The sequence below is a fragment of the Nocardia sputorum genome (assembly GCF_027924405.1).
GTDB classification, from domain to species: domain Bacteria; phylum Actinomycetota; class Actinomycetes; order Mycobacteriales; family Mycobacteriaceae; genus Nocardia; species Nocardia sputorum.
This window is the reverse complement of record NZ_AP026978.1, coordinates 6563781-6587709: the sequence shown is the minus strand read 5'-3', so window position 1 is coordinate 6587709 and position 23929 is coordinate 6563781. Positions and strand designations below refer to the sequence as shown.

Annotated in this window: 21 protein-coding genes and 1 riboswitch; of the genes, 12 read left to right on the top strand and 9 right to left on the bottom strand. The window is 69.6% G+C overall.

Going from position 1 to position 23929, the window contains the following annotated elements:
• Nucleotides 1–80 precede the first annotated feature (80 nt).
• Together QMG86_RS29740 and QMG86_RS29735 are read left to right on the top strand one after the other, a co-directional pair.
• Nucleotides 81–2681, top strand: coding sequence for a helix-turn-helix transcriptional regulator (locus QMG86_RS29740; RefSeq protein ID WP_281876111.1), 2601 nt, complete (start codon nucleotides 81–83; stop codon nucleotides 2679–2681).
• Nucleotides 2678–2962: a hypothetical protein gene (locus QMG86_RS29735; RefSeq protein ID WP_281876110.1), complete on the top strand. Its 285-nt coding sequence runs from the start codon at nucleotides 2678–2680 to the stop codon at nucleotides 2960–2962. Before QMG86_RS29740 ends, QMG86_RS29735 begins: the two co-directional genes overlap by 4 nt.
• Nucleotides 2963–3213: 251 nt before the next feature.
• On the opposite strand, the gene QMG86_RS29730 is transcribed toward QMG86_RS29735, so the two are convergent.
• A complete protein-coding gene (locus QMG86_RS29730; protein WP_281876109.1) occupies nucleotides 3214–3852 on the bottom strand; it encodes a methylated-DNA--[protein]-cysteine S-methyltransferase in 639 nt (212 codons plus the stop codon).
• A 125-nt stretch (nucleotides 3853–3977) separates the two neighbouring features.
• The gene (locus QMG86_RS29725) at nucleotides 3978–4316 is read right to left on the bottom strand and encodes a hypothetical protein (RefSeq protein ID WP_281876107.1); all 339 of its coding nucleotides are present in this window, start codon (nucleotides 4314–4316) and stop codon (nucleotides 3978–3980) included.
• Between the two features lie 63 nt (nucleotides 4317–4379).
• Here QMG86_RS29725 and yczR point away from each other — a divergent pair, with 63 nt between their 5' ends.
• Nucleotides 4380–5885 carry a MocR-like transcription factor YczR gene (gene yczR / locus QMG86_RS29720; protein ID WP_281876106.1) on the top strand — a complete coding sequence of 502 codons (1506 nt, stop codon included), beginning with the start codon at nucleotides 4380–4382 and terminating at the stop codon, nucleotides 5883–5885.
• A gap of 366 nt (nucleotides 5886–6251) precedes the next feature.
• Here the strand turns inward: yczR and QMG86_RS29715 are convergent, their stop codons facing one another.
• On the bottom strand, nucleotides 6252–7349 hold the full coding sequence (locus QMG86_RS29715; RefSeq protein WP_281876105.1) for a CaiB/BaiF CoA transferase family protein: 1098 nt from the start codon (nucleotides 7347–7349) through the stop codon (nucleotides 6252–6254).
• A gap of 146 nt (nucleotides 7350–7495) precedes the next feature.
• Here QMG86_RS29715 and QMG86_RS29710 point away from each other — a divergent pair, with 146 nt between their 5' ends.
• Nucleotides 7496–7993: a DUF456 domain-containing protein gene (locus tag QMG86_RS29710; protein WP_281876104.1), complete on the top strand. Its 498-nt coding sequence runs from the start codon at nucleotides 7496–7498 to the stop codon at nucleotides 7991–7993.
• A gap of 3 nt (nucleotides 7994–7996) precedes the next feature.
• Here QMG86_RS29710 and QMG86_RS29705 read toward each other — a convergent pair whose 3' ends face one another.
• Complete coding sequence (locus QMG86_RS29705; protein ID WP_281876103.1) at nucleotides 7997–8872, bottom strand: amidohydrolase family protein; 876 nt, start codon at nucleotides 8870–8872, stop codon at nucleotides 7997–7999.
• 84 nt (nucleotides 8873–8956) lie between these two features.
• Complete coding sequence (locus tag QMG86_RS29700) at nucleotides 8957–10342, bottom strand: FAD-dependent oxidoreductase (protein ID WP_281876102.1); 1386 nt, start codon at nucleotides 10340–10342, stop codon at nucleotides 8957–8959.
• A gap of 378 nt (nucleotides 10343–10720) precedes the next feature.
• Here QMG86_RS29700 and QMG86_RS29695 point away from each other — a divergent pair, with 378 nt between their 5' ends.
• From QMG86_RS29695 to QMG86_RS29685, 3 genes are all read left to right on the top strand, one after another.
• Nucleotides 10721–11161, top strand: coding sequence for an Rv0361 family membrane protein (locus QMG86_RS29695; protein ID WP_281876101.1), 441 nt, complete (start codon nucleotides 10721–10723; stop codon nucleotides 11159–11161).
• Between the two features lie 63 nt (nucleotides 11162–11224).
• Nucleotides 11225–11341, top strand: a riboswitch (SAM riboswitch).
• 14 nt (nucleotides 11342–11355) lie between these two features.
• On the top strand, nucleotides 11356–11772 hold the full coding sequence (locus QMG86_RS29690; RefSeq protein WP_159849403.1) for a rhodanese-like domain-containing protein: 417 nt from the start codon (nucleotides 11356–11358) through the stop codon (nucleotides 11770–11772).
• The gene (locus QMG86_RS29685) at nucleotides 11769–12983 is read left to right on the top strand and encodes an O-succinylhomoserine sulfhydrylase (RefSeq protein ID WP_281876100.1); all 1215 of its coding nucleotides are present in this window, start codon (nucleotides 11769–11771) and stop codon (nucleotides 12981–12983) included. The genes QMG86_RS29690 and QMG86_RS29685 overlap by 4 nt, the downstream gene beginning before the upstream one ends.
• A 454-nt stretch (nucleotides 12984–13437) precedes the next feature.
• Here QMG86_RS29685 and QMG86_RS29680 read toward each other — a convergent pair whose 3' ends face one another.
• Nucleotides 13438–13884, bottom strand: a complete 447-nt coding sequence (locus QMG86_RS29680) for an RpiB/LacA/LacB family sugar-phosphate isomerase (protein WP_281876098.1) — start codon at nucleotides 13882–13884, stop codon at nucleotides 13438–13440.
• A 91-nt stretch (nucleotides 13885–13975) separates the two neighbouring features.
• Between QMG86_RS29680 and QMG86_RS29675 the strand changes: the two genes are divergently transcribed.
• Both QMG86_RS29675 and QMG86_RS29670 read left to right on the top strand, forming a co-directional pair.
• Nucleotides 13976–14599 (top strand): type 1 glutamine amidotransferase family protein, encoded by a 624-nt coding sequence (locus QMG86_RS29675; protein ID WP_281881188.1) that lies wholly within the window; start codon nucleotides 13976–13978, stop codon nucleotides 14597–14599.
• Between the two features lie 51 nt (nucleotides 14600–14650).
• On the top strand, nucleotides 14651–15100 hold the full coding sequence (locus QMG86_RS29670; RefSeq protein WP_281876097.1) for a MarR family winged helix-turn-helix transcriptional regulator: 450 nt from the start codon (nucleotides 14651–14653) through the stop codon (nucleotides 15098–15100).
• Between the two features lie 264 nt (nucleotides 15101–15364).
• Here QMG86_RS29670 and QMG86_RS29665 read toward each other — a convergent pair whose 3' ends face one another.
• Nucleotides 15365–16123, bottom strand: coding sequence for an HAD-IIA family hydrolase (locus QMG86_RS29665; protein WP_491565761.1), 759 nt, complete (start codon nucleotides 16121–16123; stop codon nucleotides 15365–15367).
• Nucleotides 16124–16369: 246 nt separating this feature from the next.
• Between QMG86_RS29665 and fgd the strand changes: the two genes are divergently transcribed.
• Nucleotides 16370–17380, top strand: coding sequence for a glucose-6-phosphate dehydrogenase (coenzyme-F420) (gene fgd / locus QMG86_RS29660; RefSeq protein ID WP_281876095.1), 1011 nt, complete (start codon nucleotides 16370–16372; stop codon nucleotides 17378–17380).
• Nucleotides 17381–17448: 68 nt separating this feature from the next.
• On the opposite strand, the gene QMG86_RS29655 is transcribed toward fgd, so the two are convergent.
• Entirely contained in the window at nucleotides 17449–17955 is a 507-nt protein-coding gene (locus tag QMG86_RS29655; RefSeq protein WP_281876093.1) for a nitroreductase/quinone reductase family protein, read from the bottom strand.
• 86 nt (nucleotides 17956–18041) lie between these two features.
• Here QMG86_RS29655 and pta point away from each other — a divergent pair, with 86 nt between their 5' ends.
• Together pta and QMG86_RS29645 are read left to right on the top strand one after the other, a co-directional pair.
• On the top strand, nucleotides 18042–20114 hold the full coding sequence (gene pta, locus QMG86_RS29650; RefSeq protein ID WP_281876091.1) for a phosphate acetyltransferase: 2073 nt from the start codon (nucleotides 18042–18044) through the stop codon (nucleotides 20112–20114).
• Between the two features lie 91 nt (nucleotides 20115–20205).
• Nucleotides 20206–21417 (top strand): acetate kinase, encoded by a 1212-nt coding sequence (locus tag QMG86_RS29645; protein ID WP_281876090.1) that lies wholly within the window; start codon nucleotides 20206–20208, stop codon nucleotides 21415–21417.
• Here QMG86_RS29645 and QMG86_RS29640 read toward each other — a convergent pair.
• Complete coding sequence (locus QMG86_RS29640; protein ID WP_434085646.1) at nucleotides 21414–23762, bottom strand: serine/threonine-protein kinase; 2349 nt, start codon at nucleotides 23760–23762, stop codon at nucleotides 21414–21416. The two genes, QMG86_RS29645 and QMG86_RS29640, sit on opposite strands and share 4 nt — an antisense overlap.
• Nucleotides 23763–23929: the final 167 nt, after the last annotated feature.

The window sequence follows — 23929 nt, the reverse complement described above, 5'->3', positions numbered from 1 at the left end:
GGCAATATCACCGAAAATTCGGCACATCTATCGTGCTCGCTCGGCTTCGATCATGATCGGTGAAGAACTACAGTTAGAGCATGGCTCGGAACTGGCCGATGATCGAGCGCGAGAGCGAATTCGAGGCGATCCGTGCGGCGCTGACCGGTCCGGAGCACGTCGGCGTGGTGCTGACCGGCGACGCGGGGGTCGGTAAGACCACCCTGGCGCGGCATGCCACCTCCGCGATCGGCGGCAACGTCCGATGGGTGGCGGGCACCGAGTCGGCGCGCAGTATTCCCCTGGGGGTTTTCGCGCACATGGTCGGCGTCTATACGGCGCACGATCCGGTCACCTTCATGTCGGCGGCGCGCGAGGCGTTGCTCGCCGACGGGGACACGGTGATCGGCGTGGACGACGCGCATCTGCTCGACCAGCTCTCCGCCACGCTGCTGCTGCAGCTGGCGATCGATAAAGCCGCGCACATCGTGGTGACCGTGCGCAGCGGAGTCCCGGTGCCGGACGCGGTCACCTCACTGTGGAAAGACGGCCACCTGACCCGGATCGACCTGCGTCCGTTCACCCAGCGCCAGAGTGTGGAGCTGGTGGAGTCCATGCTCGGTGGGCAGCTAGAGGGGTTCACCGCCAATCTGATGTGGGAGTCCTCCGCCGGGAACGCGCTTTTCCTGCGGCATCTGGTCGAGGGCGCATTGGAGGCGGGCACGCTGCGCCAGGTCAACGGCGTGTGGCAGCTGCGCGGGCGCGCGGCGGTGACCTCGGAGCTGGCCGCGCTCCTGGAGGATCGGGTCGAGCAGCTGCCCGAGCCGGTGCTGCGGGTGCTGGAACTGCTGACCTTCTGTGAGCCCATCGATCTCGATGTCCTGGCCGAATTGGCGGGCGAGGACGCGGTGGAAGCCGCCGAAACGCGCGGTGTGATCCGGGTCGTGGAGAATTCCCGGGATCTGATCGTGCGATACAACCACCCGTTGTTCGGTGAGGTGATCCGGCGCAGGCTGGGCATCGCCTCGGCGCGGCGGCTGCGCGGCAGATTGTATTCGTCGCTGAAGGAGCGTCGGATAAATTCGGCCGCCGACCGCATCCGGCTGGCCGAATTGGCGCTCGACAGCGACAAATCCGCGGATCTGGAATTGTTCGAGGCGGCCGCGGCCGACGCGATCGGATTGGCGAATCTGCCGCTGGGCGAGCGTTTCGCCCGCGCCGCGGTGGAGCGGCGCGGCGGCGTGGAGGCCGCCGACCTGCTGGCGCGCGCGCTGCTGTGGCAGGGGCATCGGATCGAGGCCGAGCGCACCCTGGCCAGCTTCGATCCCGACCAGCTCGACGAGGTGCAGCTGGCGCGCTGGGGCAGCACCCGGGTGGCGAACCTGTTGTGGGCCATGGGTGACGCCGATCGCGCCGACGAGGTCTTGAAGCTGGTGCGCGGGAAGGTGCGGCATCCGAAGATCGCGGCCATCTTCACCGGTCTGGCCTCCGCGAGCCTGGTCAACGAGAACCGGGTCGATGACGCGATCGCCGAGGCGGAGGCGGTGATGTCCGCTGACGGCGCACCGCCGTGGGCGGTGTGGTGGGCGGCGTTCGGCGGCAGCCTGGCGTCGGCGTTGCTGGGCAAGAGCGCGGCGGCCAGGCAGTACGCGGCGCGCGGGCACGAGGTGGAAAGTCACATCGACGGGCTCAACCGCTTCATGTCCACGCACGCCGAGGTGCTCGCCCTGACCTTCGCCGGCGAGCTGGAGGCCGCCCGGCGCTGCGCCGGGGCATTCGTCGGCTACTCCTCGCCGGGCCAGTATCTGGCCTGGGGCATGTCGAAGATCTTGCAGGGCACGGTCGACGTGGCGCAGGGCCGGTTCCTGGACGGCATCGAGAATCTGGAACAGGCGCTGGCCGCACTGGCCGCGGAGGGCGCGGCCGCCTGGATGTTCCCCGCGAGAATCCGCTTGGCGGAAGCGTATTCGGCACTCGGCCGCGCCGCGGAGGCCGCCGAGTCGATCGCGCACGCCACCGCGCGGGGTGGCAGGCACAGCGCGGTGTACGAACCGCAGCTGGAAGTGGCCCGCGCCTGGCTGGCCGCCGCCGAAGGAACCGTGACCCCCGCCATCCGGATCGCGGTCGGCGCCGCCGACGCGGCCGCACGCTCACATCAGCACGCGATCGAGGCCATGGCACTGCACACCGCGGCCCGCTTCGGCGACCACTCCGTCTCGGGGCGACTGGCGGAGCTGGCCGACCGGGTGGAAGGGCGGCTGGTGCAGGCGCAAGCGCGGCACGCGGTGGCGCTCGTCGCCCACGACGGACCCGGGCTGGACGCGGCCGCAGCCGAATTCGAGCGCCTCGGGGTGCTGCTGTCGGCCGCCGACGCCGCGGCGCAGGCCGCGTCGGCACACGAGCGGAGCGGGGATCGGCGCCGCTTGCTGGAGTCCGCCGCCACGGCCAACCGGCTCGCCGCCGCCTGCGGCGGAGCGAGCACCCCGGCGCTGCGGCAGGCCGCGCAACCGCTGCCGTTGACCGCGCGGGAACGCGAGATCGCGAACCTCGTCGCCGCCGGCCTGTCCAACCGGCAGATCGCCGACCGGCTCACGGTCTCGGTGCGCACCGTGGAGGGACACCTCTACCGGGCCTGCATCAAGATGGACGTCACCGATCGCGAGTCGCTCGGAGCGCTGATGCGCGGCGAGACCGGGGGATGACCGTGCGTTCGGCCGCGGTGATCTGCGCGCTGGCAGCCGGAATGGTCCTGGCCGCCGGATGCTCGGACGGGCAGCCGCGACCGGTCACCAGTTCGGCGCGTCCCTCGGCGACCGTCTCGCCGAAGACGGAGACGCCCCAGGAGCGCAACGCCCGGATCCGGCAGAAGCTCATCGAACTCGGCTGCTCGACGAACGCCTGCATCCAGACCTACTTCGGCTGTCAGGACGGTTACATCACCGGGGACGCGTGTGAATTCTTCCGCGCGCACCCCTTGAGCTGAGCCGCGCACTACCGGCGGACTGCTCGGCGCTGGTACGGAATCAACCGGCGAAAGGGGGCGAGCAGCCCGGTATGCGGGTTGAGGCTGAGCCGGGGAACCCCCGAACACGGCGTCGGGACGTACTGCGGCGGTGGCGCGGGCTCGTTCCGGAGTAGCGCGTCGCCCTTGCCGTCGGCGATCACCAAGTGGCGACGCCATCGGACCGTTGGCGTATCCACACTCCAGGACCTGACCTGCACGGTCGGTGATGCTCAGAACAAGGTGGGCTCGCCGAATCCAGGGGTGCGCTCGATGGCCAGCAGGCGCTGCTTGGTGTCGATGCCGCCGGGGGCGGAGAAGCCGTGCAAGGCGTGGTCGGCGGCGAGTACGCGATGGCACGGGATGATCAGCGGGATCGGGTTGCGGCCCAGAGCCTGTCCGACCGCCTGGGCGGCGCCGGGTGCGCCCACGCGGTGGGCGACCGCGCCGTAGCTGAGGGTGTGGCCGGGATCGATGGCACGCGTGACGGTGTAGACGGCGCGGTGGAACTCCGGGATCCCGCTGGTGTCCACGGCGATCCAGCGCAGGTCGTCGAGTTCCCCCGCGAGATGGGCGCGGATGCCCGCGATGGCCTCGGCGATGGCGTCGGTGGGCGGCTCCTCGGGGAGTTTCTCGCCCGCGCGAGCGCGCGTGATGCGCGCTCGGGTGGCCGCCGGGCTCGCCTCCGGGAGCTGGAATCGGATCACCCCTGCGCCGCTCCACGCGATCGCGCAGCAGCCGATCGCGGTGTCGAACAGCGTCGCCGCGACCGGGCCGGACAGTGCGGGAGAGCCGGAGACCACGGGATCCGTCACCGGACCGGTGGCCTCGATCGCCGGGCGATCGGCAGCGAGGCTCGTGGCGTCACTCATGAGCCAAGTCTGCACCGGGGGACCGACAAATTCGCAACGGCCAGTCCAGTTTCGCGAAAGTGGCCTTCGATGGACGGAGGTGTGAGCCGGTGGCGCAAGGCTTCGCCGTGGTGGACCACCAGAGGTCACCTGGCCGGATTCGGGCTGCCGCCACACTGGCCTGGTTCGGGAGCCGTGGCTTTCCGGAACGGTTCTCCGTGCGTGGACGCGAGTGACTCCGACCTGGCTCCCGTGGACTTCGCGCTGCCGTGCGAATCCGGGTCCGGCACGTCGCCACGGCTGTGGATCGCGACCAGATCCGAGTATCGCCGCTGGTGATCGTAGTACGACGGCGTCTGGTCGGACATCGGCGTGCCCGGGTGGAAGCGTTCGAGACGGAAGGCGCGCTCGTCGCGTCCGGGCGCGAAGCGGTGGATCAGGTAGCCGAACACGGCGACCAGGAGCAGGGTGGCGAGGGCGGTCATGTCTGCCAGCGTGCGCGTCACTGGCCTTGCCAAGAAATATCCAATCGGTCGATACTGGACCGCATGGCGACAAGAGTGATCGGCGCGGGCAGTCTGGCCCGCGATCTGGGCCATTGGCGGCACGCGCACGACGGTGATCCGGATTCGGTGGGGCGGCGCTCCGCCCGCCCGGCATACCTGGCGCTCGCCGAGGGCATCCGGCTGCTGATTCACGACGGTCGCGCACCGCTGGGCGTCGCCTTGCCCAGCGAGCGTGATCTCGCCGCCACCCTCGGAGTCAGCCGCACCACCATCACCTCCACCTACGCGCTGCTGCGCGAGCACGGCTACCTGATCAGCCGCCAGGGATCGCGCAGCACGGTGGCCCTGCCCCGCGACGTGCAGCACGACGGCGTCAAACCGGCCAGGAGCATCCTGGCGATGATGGGCTCGCCGGAGCTGCCCACCATCGACATGACCTATGCCGCCATGGCCGCCCCACTGGAGATGCAGGACGCGTATTCGGCGGCCCTGGAGGGAATTCCGGCCTACCTCGGCACGCACGGCATGGACCCGGTCGGCGTGCTGGCGCTGCGCGAGGCGATCGCCCGCCGCTACACCGCGCGCGGGCTGCCCACCGAGCCCGATCAGATCCTCGTCACCCTCGGCGCCCAGCACGGCCTGCGGCTGCTGCTGAACGTGCTCACGGCGCCCGCCGCTCGCGTGCTCATCGACCACCCGACCTATCCGAACGCCATCGAGGCGATTCGCGACGTCGGCGCCCGGCCGGTGCCGGTGCCGCTGCGCCCGGAGGACCCGGCGGGCGGCTGGGATCTGGACGGAATCCGCAGCGCCGCCCGGCAGACCGCGGCCAGCTTGGCCTACCTGGTGCCGGACTACAACAATCCGACCGGCCTGCTGCTCGACGCCGACGGCCGAGCCGAACTGGCCGCCATCGCGCGGGACACCAGGATGACCGTCGTGATCGACGAATCCATGGCGGATCTCGGGCTCGACGCGGACCGCACACCGCCGCCGGTCGCGGCCTTCGCCAAGGGCTCCGAGATCGTCACCATCGGCTCGGCCTCGAAATCGTTCTGGGGCGGTCTGCGCGTAGGCTGGATCCGGACCAATCAGGCGCTGATCACCAAGCTGCTCGGCATCCGCTCCACCGTCGACCTGGGCACCCCGGTGATGGACCAGCTGGCCACCGTGCACCTGCTCGAGCACGCCGAGACGATCCTCGACCGCCGCCGGGACCAGTTGCGTTCGCAGCGCGCCGCTCTGCTGGACACGCTCGCCGAAGAACTGCCGGACTGGCGCGTCACCGTCGGCGCGGGGGGCATGTCGGTGTGGGCGCAGCTGCCGACCTCGGTTTCCACGGCGCTGGCCGCCACGGCGCCCAACCACGGCGTATTGCTCGCGGCCGGGCCTCGATTCGGCGTGCAGGGCGCGTTCGAGCGGTTCCTCCGGCTGCCGTTCACCCACCGGGAGCCCGAATTGCGTTTGGCGGTCAAGGCCATCGCGTCCGCCTATGCGGCGCTTACCCCCCGCGCCGCGGATCCGTTGACGCCGTTGACCTGCTACTGAGGCGATCTCGCCGCCGCGCGGGGGCGTTGTGACGTTGGGGAGAGCCTCCGCCGGCGGCACTCCCCTCCGAGCGCCGCCGGGCACGAATGGCCGGTCACCCCTCGGGACTGGCCCACCTCGTGTTCGGGCGGCGGACGAAAGCTCGCACGGCGCCGAGGCCTCCACCTAGAGCGGCGGTCAAGGAGCGGACCGGACGATGTCCGGGTGCATCCGCGATTCTCGAAAGCCGCCTGCTCGCGGACAGTATGGCAGGCCCGGTGCGACACTGTCGAACCGGTTGGTCTGTTGCAACTTTCAATTATCGAGCGCGGCAAGGTATCGATCGAGTGGCGGGGTGCCGCGGCGGGTGCGCCACCCCGCAGGCGCTCAGTCGGCCCAGACCGACTCGATCGGGGTCGCGGTGGTGGGCGGCGGGGTCGGAATCCCGTTCGGAGTCCGGGAGAATCGCGGTGCGGGGGCGTGCTGGGTGATGTCCTCCAGCTTCAGCAACGAACCGCGAGCCGCGATGTGCTCGTTGCGCGTGGCCTCGTCGAACGTGAGCACCGGGGAGACGCACGCGTCGGTGCCGACGAAGATCTCGGCCCATTCGTCCCGCGTCTTGGTCCGGAAACGTTCGGCGAAAAGCTTTTTCAGGGTTTCCTGCCCGGCGGGGTCGAGCTGGAAGGGCAGGCCCTCGGGGTCGATCTCCAGTCCGGCGAGCAATTGCGCGTAGAACTGCGGTTCGATCGCGCCGACCGCCATGTACTTGCCGTCGGAGGTTTCGTAGGTGTCGTAGAACGCCATGCCGGTGTCGAGCAGGTTCACGCCGCGCTCGTCGGACCACGCGCCCGCTCCGCGCATGCCCCAGATCATGTGCGAAAGGGCAAGCGCGCCATCGACCATCGCCGCGTCGATCACCTGGCCTTTGCCGGACTGCTGCCGTTCGACCAGCGCGGCGAGGATGCCGAACACCAGGAACATCGAGCCGCCACCGAAATCGCCCACCATGTTCAGCGGCGGAACCGGGCGTTCGCCCTTGCGGCCGATGGCGTGCAGCACGCCGGTGATGGAGATGTAGTTGATGTCGTGGCCGGCGCGGTCGGCCAGCGGCCCTTCCTGGCCCCAGCCGGTCATCCGTCCGTAGACCAGTCGCGGGTTGCGGGCGAGCGCGTCGTCCGGACCGAGACCCATGCGCTCGGTGACACCGGGGCGGAAGCCTTCGATCAGCACGTCGGCCTTCTCGATCAGGCCCAGCACCTTCTCGATGTCGGCGGGGTCCTTGAGGTTGGCCTCGACGATGGTCCGGCCGCGCAGTTGGGGGCGGTCGAAACCACCCGGCAACTGGCCCGCGCGCTGCACCCGCACCACGTCGGCGCCCAGATCGGCGAGCAGCAGCGCGGCGTGCGGGCCAGGGCCGATGCCGGCCAACTCGATGACCTTGATGCCCGCGAGCGGGCCCTGCTCGGCGGTGGATGGAGTACTCACGCCCTACCTCGGTTCGTCGTTGATCCAGCGCACCGGTGGCCGGTGCGTCCTCCCGGACGGGACCGGGAGGGGTGTATTGACAGTATGACAATAACGCCGCGCCGTTACGGCTCGCCCGGGCCGGTGCCCGCCTCTAGGCTGCACGTGTGGAAGCGCTGTCTGATCAGGGGTGGTACAACCTTCTCGCCGGTCTCGCGATCCTGGTCGGCCTGGTCGGGATCGTGGTGCCGATCCTGCCCGGTGTCATCCTGATCTTCGCGGCCATCGCCGTCTGGGCTTTCCTGACCGGAGGCGCCACGGCCTGGACGGTTTTCGCGATCAGCGCGCTGCTACTGGTGATTTCCGGCGTCGTCAAATACACCTGGCCCGGCCGCAGGATGAAGGACGCGGGGGTGTCGAATCGGTCGCTCTTCCTCGGCGCGGTGCTCGGCGTCGTCGGCTTCTTCGTGATCCCGGTGATCGGCCTGTTCCTGGGGTTCGTTCTCGGCGTCTACCTTTCGGAATTCCAGCGGCTGCGCGCCAACCGGCAGGCGTGGCAGGCGACGGTGCACGCGTTGAAGGGCGTCGGCCTGTCCATGCTGATCGAACTCTTCGGCGCGTTGCTGGCCACCGGCGTCTGGCTCGCCGGTGTCTTCGCGGTCTGAGCGCTACCGATCGATGGCGGGAAACGGAATCGTGTCGCCCGCCTGGCTTTCCGGCAATTCGTCGCGGCGCAGCCGCAGCGTCGGCGGTTCCGGGCGGTACAGCGGCAGCGTGGGGGCCGGATCGTCGCGGACGACGCGCTCGCGGGCGGGCAGCCGGTAGAACGCGCGCGCGTTGTCCTCCAGGACCGCGTGCATGTCGGTGCCCACCACGTCACAGAGCAAATCGACATCCGAGTCCCGGAACGGGCGTCCGGCGCGGGTACCGGGCAGATCGGTGCCGAACATGAGGGCTTCGGGGTTCACCGCGTGGATGCGGCGCAGCGTGTCGGCGACGTTCATCGCGACCCGGCCGAAACCGGTCGCCTTGACCTTGGCTCCGCGGTCGACGAGGTCGAGCAGGAACGGCAACCCTTCCTCCGACATGCCCAGATGGTCGACCGACAGCGCGGGCAGCTTGGAGATGACCGGTTGCAGCGAGGCCAGCATCGTGCCGTCGATGTAGACCTCGACGTGCCAGCCTGCCAGGTCGTACGCGCGCAGCGCCTGCAACGTCATCCCGGTGATGTCGGTGGCCGCCCGCTTGAGGTTGAACCGCAGCGCGCGGACGCCGATGCGGTCGAGTTCGAGGATCTCCTCGTCGGTGGCGTCCAGGTCGAGCCGGGTGACGCCGACCCAGCCCTCGCCGAGCTCGGCGAGCGCGGCCTTCAGGTAGCTCTGGTCCGTTCCCTGGAACGACCCGCTGACCACCGCGCCGCCGGCGACGTCGTACCGCGACATGCGCTTGCGGTAATCGGCGATGGTGAACGGGTCGGGCAGGTAGCCCTCGTTCTCGGCCAGCGGAAACCGCGGGTCGAAGATGTGCAGGTGGGCATCGAACACTTGTACAGAATGCCTCAGGGTCGAATTTTCCGCTGCCACAGCGGGGGTGTGGCGATGGCAGCGGAGTGTGGCGCTGCGGTGTGATCAGACCTTGTGCGGTTCGCTCGCGCGCAGCATGTCCTCGCGCTCGACGACCTTGACGCGCTCGCGGCCCTCGGGTTCGCCGAGGGAACGCTCGTGCGCGTCGAGGCGGTACCAGCCGGCCCAGGTGGTGAACGGGATGCCCTTGCTCTCCAGGAACTCGGTGACGGCCTCGGGCTCGGGCCGCTCGGCCGGGGTGAAGTTCGGAGCGTCGTCCAGCAGGCAGGCGATGGTCTCGTTGGCGTCGCCCTTGGTGTGGCCGATCAGGCCGACCGGGCCGCGCTTGATCCAGCCGGTGACGTACGTGGCGGGCAGGTAGCGCGCGGGGCCGTCGGCGTTCTCGTCGGCGAGCACGCGGCCCGCTTCGTTCGGCACGGTGCCCGCCTGGTCGTCGAACGGCAGGTTGGTCAGGTTCTGCGACAGGTAACCGACGGCGCGGTACACCGCCTGCACGTCCCAGTCCTTGAACACGCCGGTGCCCTTGACGTTGCCGGTGCCGTCGAGCTGGGTGCGCTCGGTGCGCAGGCCGACGACCTTGCCGTTCTCGCCCAGCACCTCGGCGGGAGACTCGAAGAAGTGCAGGAACAGCTTGTGCGGCCGGTCGCCGACGTCGCGGATGGCCCACTGCTCGAGGGTGTTGGCGACCATGTCGACCTGCTTGGAATGGCGCCGCGCGGCCTCGGAGCCCTCGTCGTAGTCGATGTCCTCGGGATCGACGATCACCTCGATGGTGGGCGAGTGGTCGAGTTCGCGCAGTTCCAGCGGGGTGAACTTGGCCTGCGCGGGGCCCCGACGGCCGAAGACGTGGACCTCGACGGCCTTGTTGGCCTTCAGGCCCTTGTAGACGTTCGGCGGGATCTCCGTCGGCAGCAGTTCGTCACCAGTCTTGGCCAGCACGCGCGCGACGTCGAGGGCGACGTTGCCCACGCCGAGTACGGCGACCTTCTCCGCGTCCAGCGGCCAGGTGCGGGGGACGTCGGGGTGGCCGTCGTACCAGGAGACGAAGTCGGCGGCGCCGAAGGAACCGTCCAGATCGATGCCGGGGATAGGCAGTGCGCGGTCGGCGTTGGCGCCGGTGGAGAAGATCACCGCGTCGTAGAACGCGCGCAGGTCGTCGAGGGTGATGTCGGTGCCGTAGTCGATGTTGCCGAGCAGGCGAACCTGCGGCTTGTCCAGCACCTTGTGCAGGGCGGTGATGATGCCCTTGATGCGCGGGTGGTCGGGCGCGACGCCGTAGCGGATCAGCCCGAACGGGGCGGGCATGCGCTCGAACAGGTCGATGCTCACCTCGGCGTCCGACTTCATCAACGCGTCGGCGGCGTAGATCCCGGCCGGTCCGGCGCCCACGATCGCGATGCGGAGCGGGCGGGCTGCACTCTGTTCGGTCATCTCTTTACGCGCACCTTTATGGTCGAAACAATTAAGGACGTCAGGCTTAGCTTAGGCTAAGTTGACGCACCGGCTCTCTCGCACCCGTCCGGTGCGGACGCCGGCGATGCCGGCTCGTAGCTGCACGGTGCTCCGTTCGCCGCGGCGAAGAGCTGCCGATTCGCTATGACAGCAGGCCGCCGTCCCGCGATTCTATCGGGATGGTCGATGCCGTCCCGCGTCGGTGCGTGGACTCGGCGAATGCCGTCGAAAGCCACAATCGTCGCTTACCCGCTCGGGTGCGGCCTATCGCGGCCGACGAGATCCGCATGCCGTCCGCCGCGGTTCCAGCCGGGGGCCGAGCGCTGGATACCCGCGCCGACCAGGGATCATCGAGTCATGACCGAACAGCAGCCGGAGGACGAGATCATCCGGGTCGATCAGACCGACAAGCGCTCGGTGGTCCCGTTCGTGGCGGCCGCGGTGGTGGCGGCCATCGTGTTGATCGCGATCGTGCTGGGCGGTGTGCTGTCGCCCGCTGAGAAAAATGTCACAGAGTCCGAGCGCATCGCGGCGGCCGTCCGCAACTTCGTCGACGGTTCGAACCGCAGCGACGTCGTGCCGCCGCCCGGCACCGCGTGCCAGGGTTTCGACGCGAGCCGCTCGCCGCTGGCCGGCCAGGACGGCACCGGAAAGCCGGTCGAGATCACGAAAATCGACAACCCCATGGTGGACGGCGACCGCGGGAAGGCGACGGTGACCACGACGGTGGGCGGCCGGGAGGCGACGTCGACCTGGAATCTCACCAGGTCCGGCGACAAGTGGCTGGTCTGCACCTGAGCCTTCGCGCCGTCCTGGCCGGCGTTTGACAGGGTGACCCGGGTCGGTGCAATCTCAGTCGAAGGTCATGAGAACCAGTGTCAAGCCCCGGCATTGCTGGTCGGCAACCCTCCTCCGCGGTGGGGTGCTCCGGGTGACGACCTGGCGGCGCCTCGGTCCCGGGCGCGGCAAGTGCGGATTCGCAGGAGGTGCACATGAGTTATGCCGGTGACATCACTCCGCAGCAGGCGTGGGAGCTGCTGCGGGACAATCCCGAAGCCGTCCTGGTGGACGTGCGGACGGAAGCGGAATGGAAGTTCGTCGGCGTCCCCGACACGAGCTCGATCGACCGGCCGACCGTGCTGATCGAATGGGTCGACTCCACCGGCGCGCGCAACGAGGCGTTCGTCGAGCAGTTGAAGCAGGCGCTCGACGGTCACGACCCCGACGCTCCCGTCGTCTTCCTCTGTCGCTCCGGTCAGCGTTCGGTTGGCGCGGCGATCACCGCCACCTCGGCGGGTTACCGCACCTCCTACAACGTGCTCGAGGGCTTCGAGGGTCCGCTCGACGAGTTCGGGCATCGCGGCGGCGCGGGCTGGCGTGCCCTCGGACTGCCCTGGCGGCAGTCGTGATCACCGGTGGCGCGTTCGACAAGCCGCTGCCCGACGGCGTCGGTCCCGCGACGCTGGGCGTGCGCGGCGGGCTGCGGCGCTCCGGCTTCGAGGAGACCGCCGAGGCGCTCTATCTGACCTCCGGCTTCGTCTACGAGAGCGCCGAGGCCGCCGAGGCGGCGTTCACCGGCGAGGTCGAACACTTCGTCTACTCCCGCTACGGCAACCCGACGGTGGCCATGTTCGAGGAGCGGATGCGCCTGCTCGACGGCGCCGAGGCGTGCTTCGCCACCGCCAGCGGCATGTCCGCGGTGTTCACCGCGCTGGGCGCGTTGCTGGGCGCGGGCGACCGGCTCGTCGCCGCGCGCAGCCTGTTCGGTTCGTGCTTCGTGGTGTGCAACGAGATCCTGCCGCGCTGGGGCGTGGAGACCGTCTTCGTCGACGGCGAGGACCTCGACCAGTGGGAACAGGCGCTGTCGGTGCCCACCCAGGCGGTGTTCTTCGAGACACCGGCCAATCCGATGCAGACCTTGGTCGACGTGCGCCGGGTGACCGAGCTGGCGCACGCGGCGGGCGCGAAAGTCGTGCTGGACAACGTGTTCGCCACTCCGCTGCTGCAACGCGGCTTCGAGCTCGGCGCCGATGTGGTGGTCTACTCGGGCACCAAGCACATCGACGGACAGGGCCGCGTGCTCGGCGGCGCGATCCTCGGCGCCGCGGACTACATCGACGGCCCGGTGAAAACGCTGATGCGCCACACCGGTCCGGCGCTGAGCCCGTTCAACGCGTGGACGCTGCTCAAGGGCCTGGAGACGATGCCGCTGCGGGTCCGCCATTCGACCGAGTCCGCCTTGCGCATCGCCCGCTTCCTGGAGAGCAACCCGGCCGTCAGCTGGGTGCGCTACCCGTTCCTGGAATCACATCCGCAGCACGCGCTGGCCACCGGCCAGATGAGCGGGGGCGGCACCGTGGTCACCTTCGAACTGAACGCGCCCGAAGACCAGGCGAAGAAGCGTGCGTTCGAAGTGCTCAACCGGTTGCGCATCGTCGACATCTCCAACAACCTCGGTGACGCCAAGTCCCTGATCACGCATCCCGCCACCACGACACACCGCGCCATGGGCCCCGAAGGCCGGGCCACCATCGGCCTGACCGACGGCGTCGTGCGCATCTCGGTGGGCCTCGAAGACGTCGAAGACCTCCTCGGCGACCTCGATCACGCCCTGTCCTGATCCCGCAGAGCGCGGGGCAAGGGCGATCCCGGGCAGCTGCGTGGGGAACTGGCGCCGGAGTAGCCCCCAGAAAGGGTGGCTACTCGTCGGTGAACGGCGTCTATAGCATTTTCGACGCAGTAGCCATTGGCTCCGCCGCGAGCGCATCCGAGGCGAGGAGATCATTGTGCGGACACCTCTTGTGATAGCTGCGGTCACTGCTGCGGTGCTGGCTCCGATACAGCTGGCATCAGCTGGCTTAGCCGCCGCCGAGACCACTGCCGCGGTTGTCTCGACCGGTTCGGCGGAGATCCCGCCGTCCTGCGTCGGCAAGATCGATCCGATCGAGTACTACATCCGATTACTGCACGGCACACAGCCCCGCCATTGCCTCTGACGCGTCGCTCCCCGCTTCGTGGCGGTGCTAGCCGACCCGGCTAGCCCGCATCCCACAGCGCCGACACCGAAGATCGCGTCAGGAGCGCCGTTCCATCTCGGCGAGATGGGCGATGTTGGCCTGGTCGTCGGGGGACGAACTCGGGTCGGTGGTGAACCAGGCGTCGAGGATCTCCCGGAGTTCGGCGCTGGAGGTCGACCGCAGGCTCAGCGCGAGGACGTTCGCGTCGTTCCAGGTGCGGGCGCCCGCCGCGGTCGAGGCGTCGGCGCAGAGTGCGGCGCGGACGCCGGCGACCTTGTTGGCCGCGATCGAGGCGCCCGTTCCGGTCCAGCAGCAGACGACGGCCTGGTCGGCGTGTCCGGACGCGACGTCGCGGGCCGCCGCCTCGCTGGCCCACGCCCAGTCGTCGCGCTCCTCGGCGGACAGCGCCCCGTGCAGCACGAGGTCGTGGCCGCGCTTGCCCAGTTCATCGACCAGTTCCGCGGCTATTCCCACCCGCTCGTCCGCCGCCACCGAAATCCGCATGCCCTCAGCGTAGTTGCCGGTTCGGCGAGTCGGCCCGACCGCCAAATTATTGACAGTATACTGTCAAATATGACAGCATACTGTCATGGCAATGAAGACAGTGCACATGGCCGTTTACGACACGCTCGCCGATTGGGAGGTGGGCGCGGCCACCGCGCACATCAACAAGCCCAGCTGGCATCGGGAGCCGGGAACGTGGCGGGTGCGGACGGTCGGCCCGACCGCGGAGCCGATCACCACGATGGGTGGCCTGCGCATCGTGCCGGACGTCGCGCTCGCCGACCTCACGCCCGCGGACAGCGCGATGCTGATCCTGCCGGGCGCGGAGACCTGGGAGGGGCCGGAACTGGATCCGTTCACGCGCAAGGCGCGCGAATTCGTCGGCGCGGGCGTTCCGGTCGCCGCGATCTGCGGCGCGACCTTCGGGCTGGCCAAGGCGGGTCTGCTGGATACTCGCAAGCACACGAGCAACGTCGCGGAATTCCTCGCCTACAGCGGATATTCGGGTGCGGACCATTACGTCGAGGCCCCTGCCGTCACCGACGGCGACGTGATCACCGCCAGTGCGAGCGCGCCGTTCGAATTCGCGCGTGAGGTGCTCGGCAGGCTCGGCGTGTACGAGCCGCACGTGCTGGACGGCTGGTACCGATTGTTCGCGCACGCCGATCCGGCCGGCTGGGCGGTGCTCGCGGAGTACGACGCGCAGCACGCGTAAGCGATAATCGCCGGTGATCCGGCCGGATCACCGGCAGCGGGAGGCGGACGCATGACCCCTGAACAGGAACTGTTCGCCGCGGCGGCGATCACCTCGTTCCGTTTGAACGGTCAGTTCCTCGCGGTGGCCGAGGAACTGGCGCGCCCGGCGGGCCTGACCGCCGCTTGGTGGCAGGTGCTGGGTGCGGTGACGCGCGCGCCGCTGCCCGTCGCGGGCATCGCCCGCGAGATGGGCATCACCCGCCAGAGCGTCCAGCGCATCGCGGATCTGCTGGTGGACAAGGGACTCGCCGAATACCGTCCCAATCCCGCCCACCGGCGCGCGAAACTCGTCGCGATCACCGACGGGGGCCTGGCCGCGGTACGCCGCATCAATCCAGAACACAAGGTGCTGGCCGAACGGCTCGTGGACGAGCTCGGCCGGGAGCACCTCGCGCGCGCGGTCGAGGCGCTCACCGCGCTGTCCGCCGCGATCGATGCGATCACCACGGACGGCGACTAGCCGCGGCAACGGCGAATCGCGTGCAGCGGCAGCGCACATCGCCCGTTCGTGTGGCGCAGCAGGCGGGGGCACGGAAGGCCGTTCGAGCCCGGCTCGCCGTCCGCTCGACAAGGGTTGCCGCGGATTGGCGTCTGTCCGGCTGCGTTGGGCGACTTCCGAGGGGTGTAGTAGGTAACCAGGCGGCGAACTGGCGGATCTCGTCGCAAGCAGTGGTTGGCGGCATGCGTTTCTCTCGTCGATAGCCGTGTCAGCCGGACGATCCGCTCATTCGGTGAACGGGGACCTGGTCTTCCCGATCAGGTCGGCGACGGAGTCCACCACCATGGTGGGGCGGTAGGGGTAGGCCTCGTACGACGCGCGGGTGGAGATGCCCGAGGTGACCAAGATGGTGCGCATGCCCGCTTCCAAGCCCGAGATGACATCGGTGTCCATCCGGTCGCCGATCATCACCGTCGACTGGGAATGCGCGCCGATGCGGCGCAGCGCGGAGCGCATCATCAGCGGGTTCGGCTTGCCGACGTAGTACGGGTCGCGTCCGGTGGCACGGGTGATCAGCGCGGCCACCGACCCGGTCGCGGGCAGCGAACCCTCGCGGGACGGCCCGGTCGGGTCCGGGTTGGTCGCGATGAAACGGGCGCCGCGCTCCACCAGCCGGATCGCGGTGGTGATCGCTTCGAAGGAGTACGTGCGGGTCTCGCCGAGGACGACGTAGTCCGGATCGCTGTCGGTCAGCACGTAGCCGATCTCGTGCAGCGCGGTGGTGAGCCCGGATTCGCCCACCACGTAGGCGGTGCCGTTCGGACGCTGTTCGTTGAGGAAGGTGGCGGTGGCCAGGGCCGAGGTCCAGATCGCTTCTTCCGGGATGTCGAGCCCGGTGTGCCGCAGTCGTGCCTGCAGGTCACGCGGGGTTCGGATCGAGTTGTTCGTCAGCACCAGGAACGGCGTCTCGTTGGCGCGCAGTTCGGCGAGGAACTTGTCGGCGCCCGGGATGAGGTGGTCCTCGTGCACCAGCACGCCGTCCATATCGGTCAGGTAGGACAGGATCGGCTCGTCGTCTGCGGTCACGCGGGCCATTATCCGCTATCGCCGCGCGACGGAAACGCCGCCGACCGGTCGCGGCATCCGGCGCAGAAACATTTCGCCCCCGACGCGGCGTTCTCTCGCTGGGAAGATCATCCGCGCCATGCCGTCGGCGCGGAGGCGGCAGGGTTGACTACTGTCGAGGACGGATCGCGATGGCGGCGAAACAAAACGCGAGGAGCGTGGCAGATGAGCGGACTCAAGCTCGGATACAAGGCATCGGCGGAGCAGTTCGGCCCCCGTGAACTCGTCGAGATCGCGGTGCTGGCCGAAGAACACGGCTTGGACAGCGCCACCGTGAGCGACCATTTCCAGCCCTGGCGGCACAAGGGCGGGCACGCGCCCTTCTCGCTGGCCTGGATGGCCGCGGTGGGCGAGCGCACCCAGCGCATCCAGCTCGGCACCTCGGTGCTCACCCCGACATTCCGCTACAACCCCGCGGTGATCGCGCAGGCGTTCGCCACCATGGGCTGCCTGTACCCGGATCGCGTCATGCTCGGTGTCGGCACCGGTGAGGCGCTCAACGAGATCGCCACCGGATACACCGGCGAGTGGCCGGAATTCAAGGAGCGTTTCGCGCGCCTGCGGGAATCGGTCGACCTGATGCGCGCCCTGTGGACCGGCGACCGCGTCGACTACGACGGCGAGTACTACAAGACCGTCGGCGCCTCCATCTACGACGTGCCCAAGGGCGGCATCCCGATCTACATCGCCGCGGGCGGCCCGCTGGTCGCGCGGTACGCCGGACGCGCGGGCGACGGCTTCATCTGCACCTCGGGCAAGGGCATGGACCTCTACACCGAGAAGTTGCTGCCCGCCGTCGCCGAGGGCGCGGCGAAGGCCGGGCGCAGCGTCGACACCATCGACCGGATGATCGAGATCAAGCTGTCCTACGACACCGATCCGGAGCTGGCCAGGGAGAACACCCGGTTCTGGGCGCCGCTCTCGCTCACCGCGGAGCAGAAGCACAGCATCACCGACCCGATCGAGATGGAGGCCGCCGCCGACGCGCTGCCCATCGAACAGATCGCCAAGCGCTGGATCGTCGCGGGCGACCCCGACCAGGCGGTCGAGCAGATCAAGCCCTACCTCGACGCCGGTCTCAACCACCTCGTGTTCCACGCCCCCGGCCACGACCAGCGCCGTTTCCTCGACCTCTTCCAGCGCGACCTCGCCCCCCGCCTCCGCGCCCTGGCCTGACCTTCACGAGTGGCACACCACGGCGAGGTCTTCTCGGCCGATGCCGCAGTGGTGTGCCACTCGTGCGGCTATGCCCGGCGGAGGGCGAAGATGCGGAGGTCGCGGGTGGTGCGGGTGCGGTAGGCGGCGTAGGCGCCGGTGATGTCGACGAAGCGTTGGAAGATGGCGTCTTTGTCGGGGTCTTGGATGGGGGTGGCGGTCACCTGGATGCGTTCGCCCGCGATCGCCACCGTCGCGGTGGGGTTCGCCAGGAGGTTGGCGGTCCAGGCGGGGTGGTGCGCCTGGCCGAAATTGCTGCCGATCACGTAGAGGGTGTCGCCGTCGTGCACGTACAGCAGCGGCTGGGTGCGCGGTCGGCCGGATTTGCGGCCGATGGTGGTGAGCAGGACGACCGGCGCGCCGATCGGGCCGAGCACGGTGTACTTGGCGCCGGTGCGCTCCAGTACCGCGCGGTCCAGCGGGGTGAGGGCGCGGACGAGCCGGGAGCCGGGCTTGGTCGCGGCGAATCTGCTTGCCGCGCGGGCGAACAGATTGGTGCGCGAACCCCACTGCCGATCCGGAAAATGCTCAGCCATGCCCGGACTATAGCGGCGCGGGGAACCGGGGTGACGACCGTCGCGCGGAGCGGCCCGGTTGCCGCTGGTTCACTAAGCTCTCGGGCATGGCCGACAACGCTCTATCCGCCGTGTACATCGCCTCTCCCGAGGGCGACACCGGCAAGTCGACGGTGGCTCTCGGGGTATTGCAGATGCTGTGCGCGACGACCGCGCGGGTCGGGGTGTTCCGGCCGATCACGCGCTCGACCACCGAGCCCGACTACATCCTCGAACTGCTGCTCGAGCACAGCACGGCCGACATCGACTACGCGCAGGCCATCGGCACCACCTACGAGCAGGTGCACGCCGACCCGGACGCGGCCATCAGCGAGATAGTCCTGCGCTTCCACGAGGTCGCCAAGCTGTGTGACGCGGTGGTCGTGGTCGGCAGCGACTACACCGACGTGGCCAGCCCCAGCGAGCTGCGCTTCAACGCCAGGATCGCGGTCAACCTGGGCGCACCGGTGCTGCTGGTGGTCCGCGGCGCGGGACGCACCCCGGAGGAGGTCGAGCAGCTGGCCGAGCTGTGCGCGGCCGAGCTGGCCCACGAGCACGCGCAGCTGGTCGCCATCGTCGCCAATCGGTGCGACCCGCAGCGGCTGGACGAGGTCGCGGCGGCGCTGCGCGGCTTCGAGGTCCCCTCCTGGACGCTGCCCGAGGTGCCGCTGCTGATCGCGCCCACCATGGCCGAGCTGTGCGCCGCCATCGGCGGCGAAATGTACAGCGGCGACCCGGAATTGCTGCACCGCGAGGCGTTGCGGATCATGGTCGGCGGCATGACCGCCGAGCACATCCTGGAACGGCTGGAAGAGGGCGTCGTGGTGATCGCGCCGGGCGATCGGTCGGACGTGCTGCTCAGCGTCGTCAATGCGCACGAGGCGGAGGGCTTTCCGTCGCTGTCGGGCATCATCATGAACGGCGGCCTGCTGCCGCACCCCGCGGTGGCGCGGCTGATGACCGGCTTGAAGCCGAAGCTGCCGATCCTCACCACCGAGCTCGGCACCTACGACACCGCGGGCGCCGCTTACCGCACCCGCGGCCGCATGTCCGCGGGCAACCCGCGCAAGGTGGACACCGCCTTGGCGCTGATGGAAGAACACGTGGACGCCGTCGAGTTGTTGCGGCGCATCGACGTTCCGCCCAGCCCGGTGGTCACGCCGCAGATGTTCGAATATCAGCTCATCGAACGCGCGCGAGCCGATCGCAAGCGGATCGTGCTGCCGGAAGGCGACGACGACCGCATCTTGCGCGCGGCGGGACGGGTGCTACAGCGCAAGATCGCCGACCTGGTCATCCTGGGCGACGAGACGACGGTGCGGGCCAGGGCCGCCGAACTCGGGGTGGATGTCTCCGCCGCGCAGGTGCTCGACCCACGCACCTCCGGCTACCTGGACGAGTTCGCCGCCGAGTACGCCGAGCTGCGCAAACACAAGGGCATGACGCTGGAGCGGGCCCGCGAGACCGTCGCTGACATCTCGTATTTCGGCACCATGATGGTGTACAAGGGGATCGCCGACGGCATGGTCTCCGGCGCGGCGCACACCACGGCGCACACCATCCGGCCGTCGCTGGAGATCATCAAGACGGTGGAAGGGGTGTCCACGGTCTCCAGCGTGTTCCTGATGTGCTTGGCCGACCGGGTGCTCGCGTACGGCGACTGCGCGGTCGTGCCGGATCCGACGGCGCAACAGCTGGCCGATATCGCGATCTCCTCGGCGGCGACCGCCGGGCGCTTCGGCATCGAGCCCCGCGTGGCGATGCTGTCGTATTCGACCGGTGAATCGGGCAGCGGGGCCGACGTGGACAAAGTGCGGGTGGCGACCAAGCTGGCGCGGGAACGCGCGCCGGAATTGCCGGTGGAGGGGCCGATCCAATACGACGCCGCGATCGAACCGACCGTCGCCGACGCCAAGCTGCCCGATTCCGAGGTGGCGGGCCGCGCGACGGTGTTCGTGTTTCCCGATCTCAATACCGGCAACAACACCTATAAGGCGGTGCAGCGCAGCGCGGGCGCGATCGCGATCGGCCCGGTGCTGCAGGGCCTGCGCAAGCCGGTCAACGACCTGTCGCGGGGCGCGCTGGTGGCCGACATCGTCAACACCGTGGCGATCACCGCCATCCAGGCGCAGGAGAGCTGATGCGCGCGCCCACCGCCGCGGCGCGGAACAAGCGCGTCGTGATCGTGGTTGCCGAGCGAGTGCGGCGGGCCCACGGGATACAGGAGGCGCGATGAGCGAGACGGCCGAGGGCATGGTGCTGGTGATCAACTCCGGTTCCTCGTCGATCAAATACCAGCTCCTGGATCCGGATTCGAGCGTGGTCGCGGCCTCCGGCATGGTGGAGCGGATCGGCGAGGACGAGGGCGGACTCGAGCATCGCGCCGACGGCGAGACCACCGAGCGCAGGGAGCCGATCGCCGACCACGCCGCCGGGCTGCGGCTGGTCTTCGACACGTTCGCCGCGACGGGCCACGACCTGGTGCGCGAGGGCGTGCGCGCGGTCGGGCACCGAGTGGTGCACGGCGGCGAGGTGTTCTACCGGCCCACGCTGATCGATGACGACGTGGTCGCCGCGATCTCCGACCTCGCTGCGCTGGCGCCGCTGCACAATCCGGCCAACGTCGCCGGGATCGAGAGCGCGCGTGTGCTGTTGCCGGGCGTGCCGCAGGTCGCCGTGTTCGACACGGCGTTCTTCCACGGCCTGCCCGCCGCCGCGAAGACCTACGCCATCGACGCCAAGGTGGCCGCCGCGCACGGCATCCGGAAGTACGGCTTCCACGGCACGTCGCACGAGTACGTGTCCGGTTGTGCGGCCGCACTGCTCGGGCGCGACCCGGGCGAGCTGAACCAGATCGTCTTCCATCTGGGCAACGGCGCGTCGGCCTCGGCCATCCGCGGCGGGCAGCCGGTCGACACCAGCATGGGGCTCACCCCGCTGGAAGGCTTGGTGATGGGCACCAGGTCCGGTGACCTCGACCCCGGCATCGTCGCGCATCTGGCCCGGTCCGCGCACTTGGACATCGCCCAGATCGACGCCCTGCTCAATCGCGATTCCGGCATCAAGGGTCTGTCCGGCGTGAACGATTTCCGCGAACTGCGGCGTCTCATCGACAGCGGGGACGAGGCCGCGCGGCTGGCCTACGACGTGTACATCCATCGGCTCCGGCGCTATCTGGGGGCCTATCTGATCGAACTCGGCGGGGTCGACGCGATCACCTTCACCGCCGGAGTCGGCGAGAACAGCCCGCAGGTGCGCGCGGACGCGCTGGCCGGCCTCACCGGCTTCGGCATCGAAGTCGATCCCGCGGCCAACACAGCGCGAAACCGTGCCGCGCGGCGCATTTCGCCGCCCGGCGCGCCGGTCGCGGTGCTCGTGGTGCCCACCAACGAGGAACTGGCCATCGCGCGTGCCGCCCGGCAAGTGGTCGAGCGGCTCGGCTAGATCCAGGTCTTCGCGCGGATCATGTTGGCCAGGTCGACGAGCGCGTAGCGGTGCTTGCGATCGGGTGCGCCGCGCGCCAGGGAGCGCAGCCCCGCCTCGGTGCCCGCCCGCAGTTCGCGCTCGGTGAAAGGCGCGCCGAACAGCGTGGCATCGGGACGCTTCGGCCTGTTGCCCGACTGGAGCCACGCCAAGGCCGCGCCGAGCACCAGCACCCGCATCTGCATCGCGCGGCTCTCGCCCGCGGGCAGACTCGACACCCGCGATGCCGAGATGTGCAGGGTGGCTTCGTCGAGGTCGGCTACCGGCGCCGCCGTGAGCAGGAACAGCACGGCGGTCATCCGCGCGGTGGTGAAATGCCGGGACGACGCGGGCACGGCGTCCAGCGCCTGTACGGCCTCCGCCACCCGGTCGTCCGCGGCCAACTGCCTGGCCAGCCCGAAGGCGGCGCTCACCACGGTGCGGTCGGTGCGCCAGACCGTCTCGTAGGCCTTCTCGGCGTAGGCGCGCCATTGCTCCGGGTCCGGCGAATCCCAGTGCTGGAGCACGAGTTCGGCGGTGGCGGCCAGCGCGAGCTGCGGGGCGAGCTCGCCGGGGAGCACGCGGAATACCTCGTCGAAGTTCGAGAAGGCGCGCTCGTACTCCCGGTCGAGCAGTTCGGCCATGCCGCGATACCAGCTCACCCGCCACTCCCCTTCCGGCAGACGCGCGAGCAGATCCAGCACCGTGGCCGATTCCCGCAGATCGAGCCGCACGCGCGCCTCGGCGAGGGCGAGTTCCAGATCGAGCGTCGCCGGGGCGTTGCCGGGATCGGCGTCGGCTCGCTCGCGTGCGTCGCGCAGCGCCTCCAGCGCGTGGGACGGCTCGGGATGCACCGCGGCCGAGAGCAACGGGGCCGACGGATCGGCCGGATCGAGCAGCGGGATCGGCAGTCCCGCCACCACCTCGAGCGCGTCCAGCAGGCTGCTGCGGGGGCGGCCGTCGGTGTAGGCGTCGGTCTGGCTGATCAGCTCCTCGGTGCCGAAACTGGCTCGCGGCGGCGTGAAGACGGTGGACAGCTGGGGATGCTCGGTGCCGGTCTCCAGCGCGAGGATCTCCCGCAGCACGCCCGACATCTGTGCGGACATCGCACGCGCGGAGGGGAAGCGGCGGCGCGGGTCCAGGTCGGTGGCGCACAGCAGCAGACGATGGAAGGACTCGTAGCGCGCCAGCACCGGCTCGTCGGCAGGAGCGGGGAGCCCGTCGAGATAGCGTCCGTGCTCCGAGGGCAGGTGCAGGGTGAGCACGGCCAGTGTGCGCCCGACGGTGTAGATGTCGGAGGCGACGGTCGGGCCGGTGCGCGCGATCTCCGGCGCCTGGAATCCCCTCGTGCCGTACAGGTTTCCGTATGCGTCGATGGTGGCGACGGCGCCGAGATCGATCAGCTTCACCTGGTCCTCGGTGACCATGATGTTGTCGGGTTTGAGGTCGTTGTAGGTCAAACCGGTCGAGTGCAGGTAGTCCAGCGCGGGCAAAATCTCCAGCAGGTAGGCGATCGCCTCGGTGACCGGCATGCGCTTGGGGCGTTCGTAGGAGTCGAGGATGTCGCGCAGCGAACGGCCGCCCACGTACTCCATGACGATGTAGCCGACGGGTGTGCCGTCCGCACCGGTGTGCTCGACGAAGTTGTAGATCTTGACGATGCTGGGATGCGCCACCTCGGCCAGGAATTGGCGTTCGGCCATGGCCACCGCCTGCGCTTCGCCGTCACCGGCGTGCAGCAGGCCCTTGAGCACCACCCAGCGGTCGCTGACATTGCGGTCGATCGCCAGGTAGATCCAGCCGAGTCCGCCGTGGGCGATGCACCCCTGGATCTCGTACTGCCCCGCCACCATGTCGCCCGCGTGCAGCGTGGGCCGGAAGTCGAACGACGCCTCGCAAGTCGCGCAGGTGCCCGCCGTGGTCGGGGGCCGGGTCGCCGTCGCCCGGCCGACCGGTTTGCCGCAGCGCCAGCAGAATCGCCTGCCCTCGGAGACCACGGCGTCGGCGAGCACGGCGTCGCGGGGATCCGCCGGCGTCACCGTGGGGATCGGCACGAGTCCCGCGCCGAGCCGTCGTACCGCGGGGCGGGTTCGCGCCGTGCGCACGCTGCGTCCGGAGGTGCGCTGCGGGGACGACGTGGGTGACGACGTGGGTTCCGAGGGGCTGCGGCGCGTTTCGTCGTGTCCCGCCGCAGCGGTGCTCGGCTGGTCGCGCGCCTTTTCCGTGCCGGGGACTTCGTGCGCCGCGGGCGGCGGTGGCTTCTCCGGTCCGGAGCCGCGCGTCCATGCGATCGTGCTCGATGGTGTGCCCGGTCGGTTGACCTGCATGCGGGTGGCGTCCGAGTCCGACTCGTCCGCCGTCTGTGCCGATTCCACGGACGACGCTTCTGGCCCGGCGACCGGGGTGCCGGTCGGCGGTGCGGTGAGCTGTTCGTCGCCGGTGCCACTCGGTGCTTCGCCGGAGATCGGGGGCGCGGTGTCGCGAGCGCCCCGTG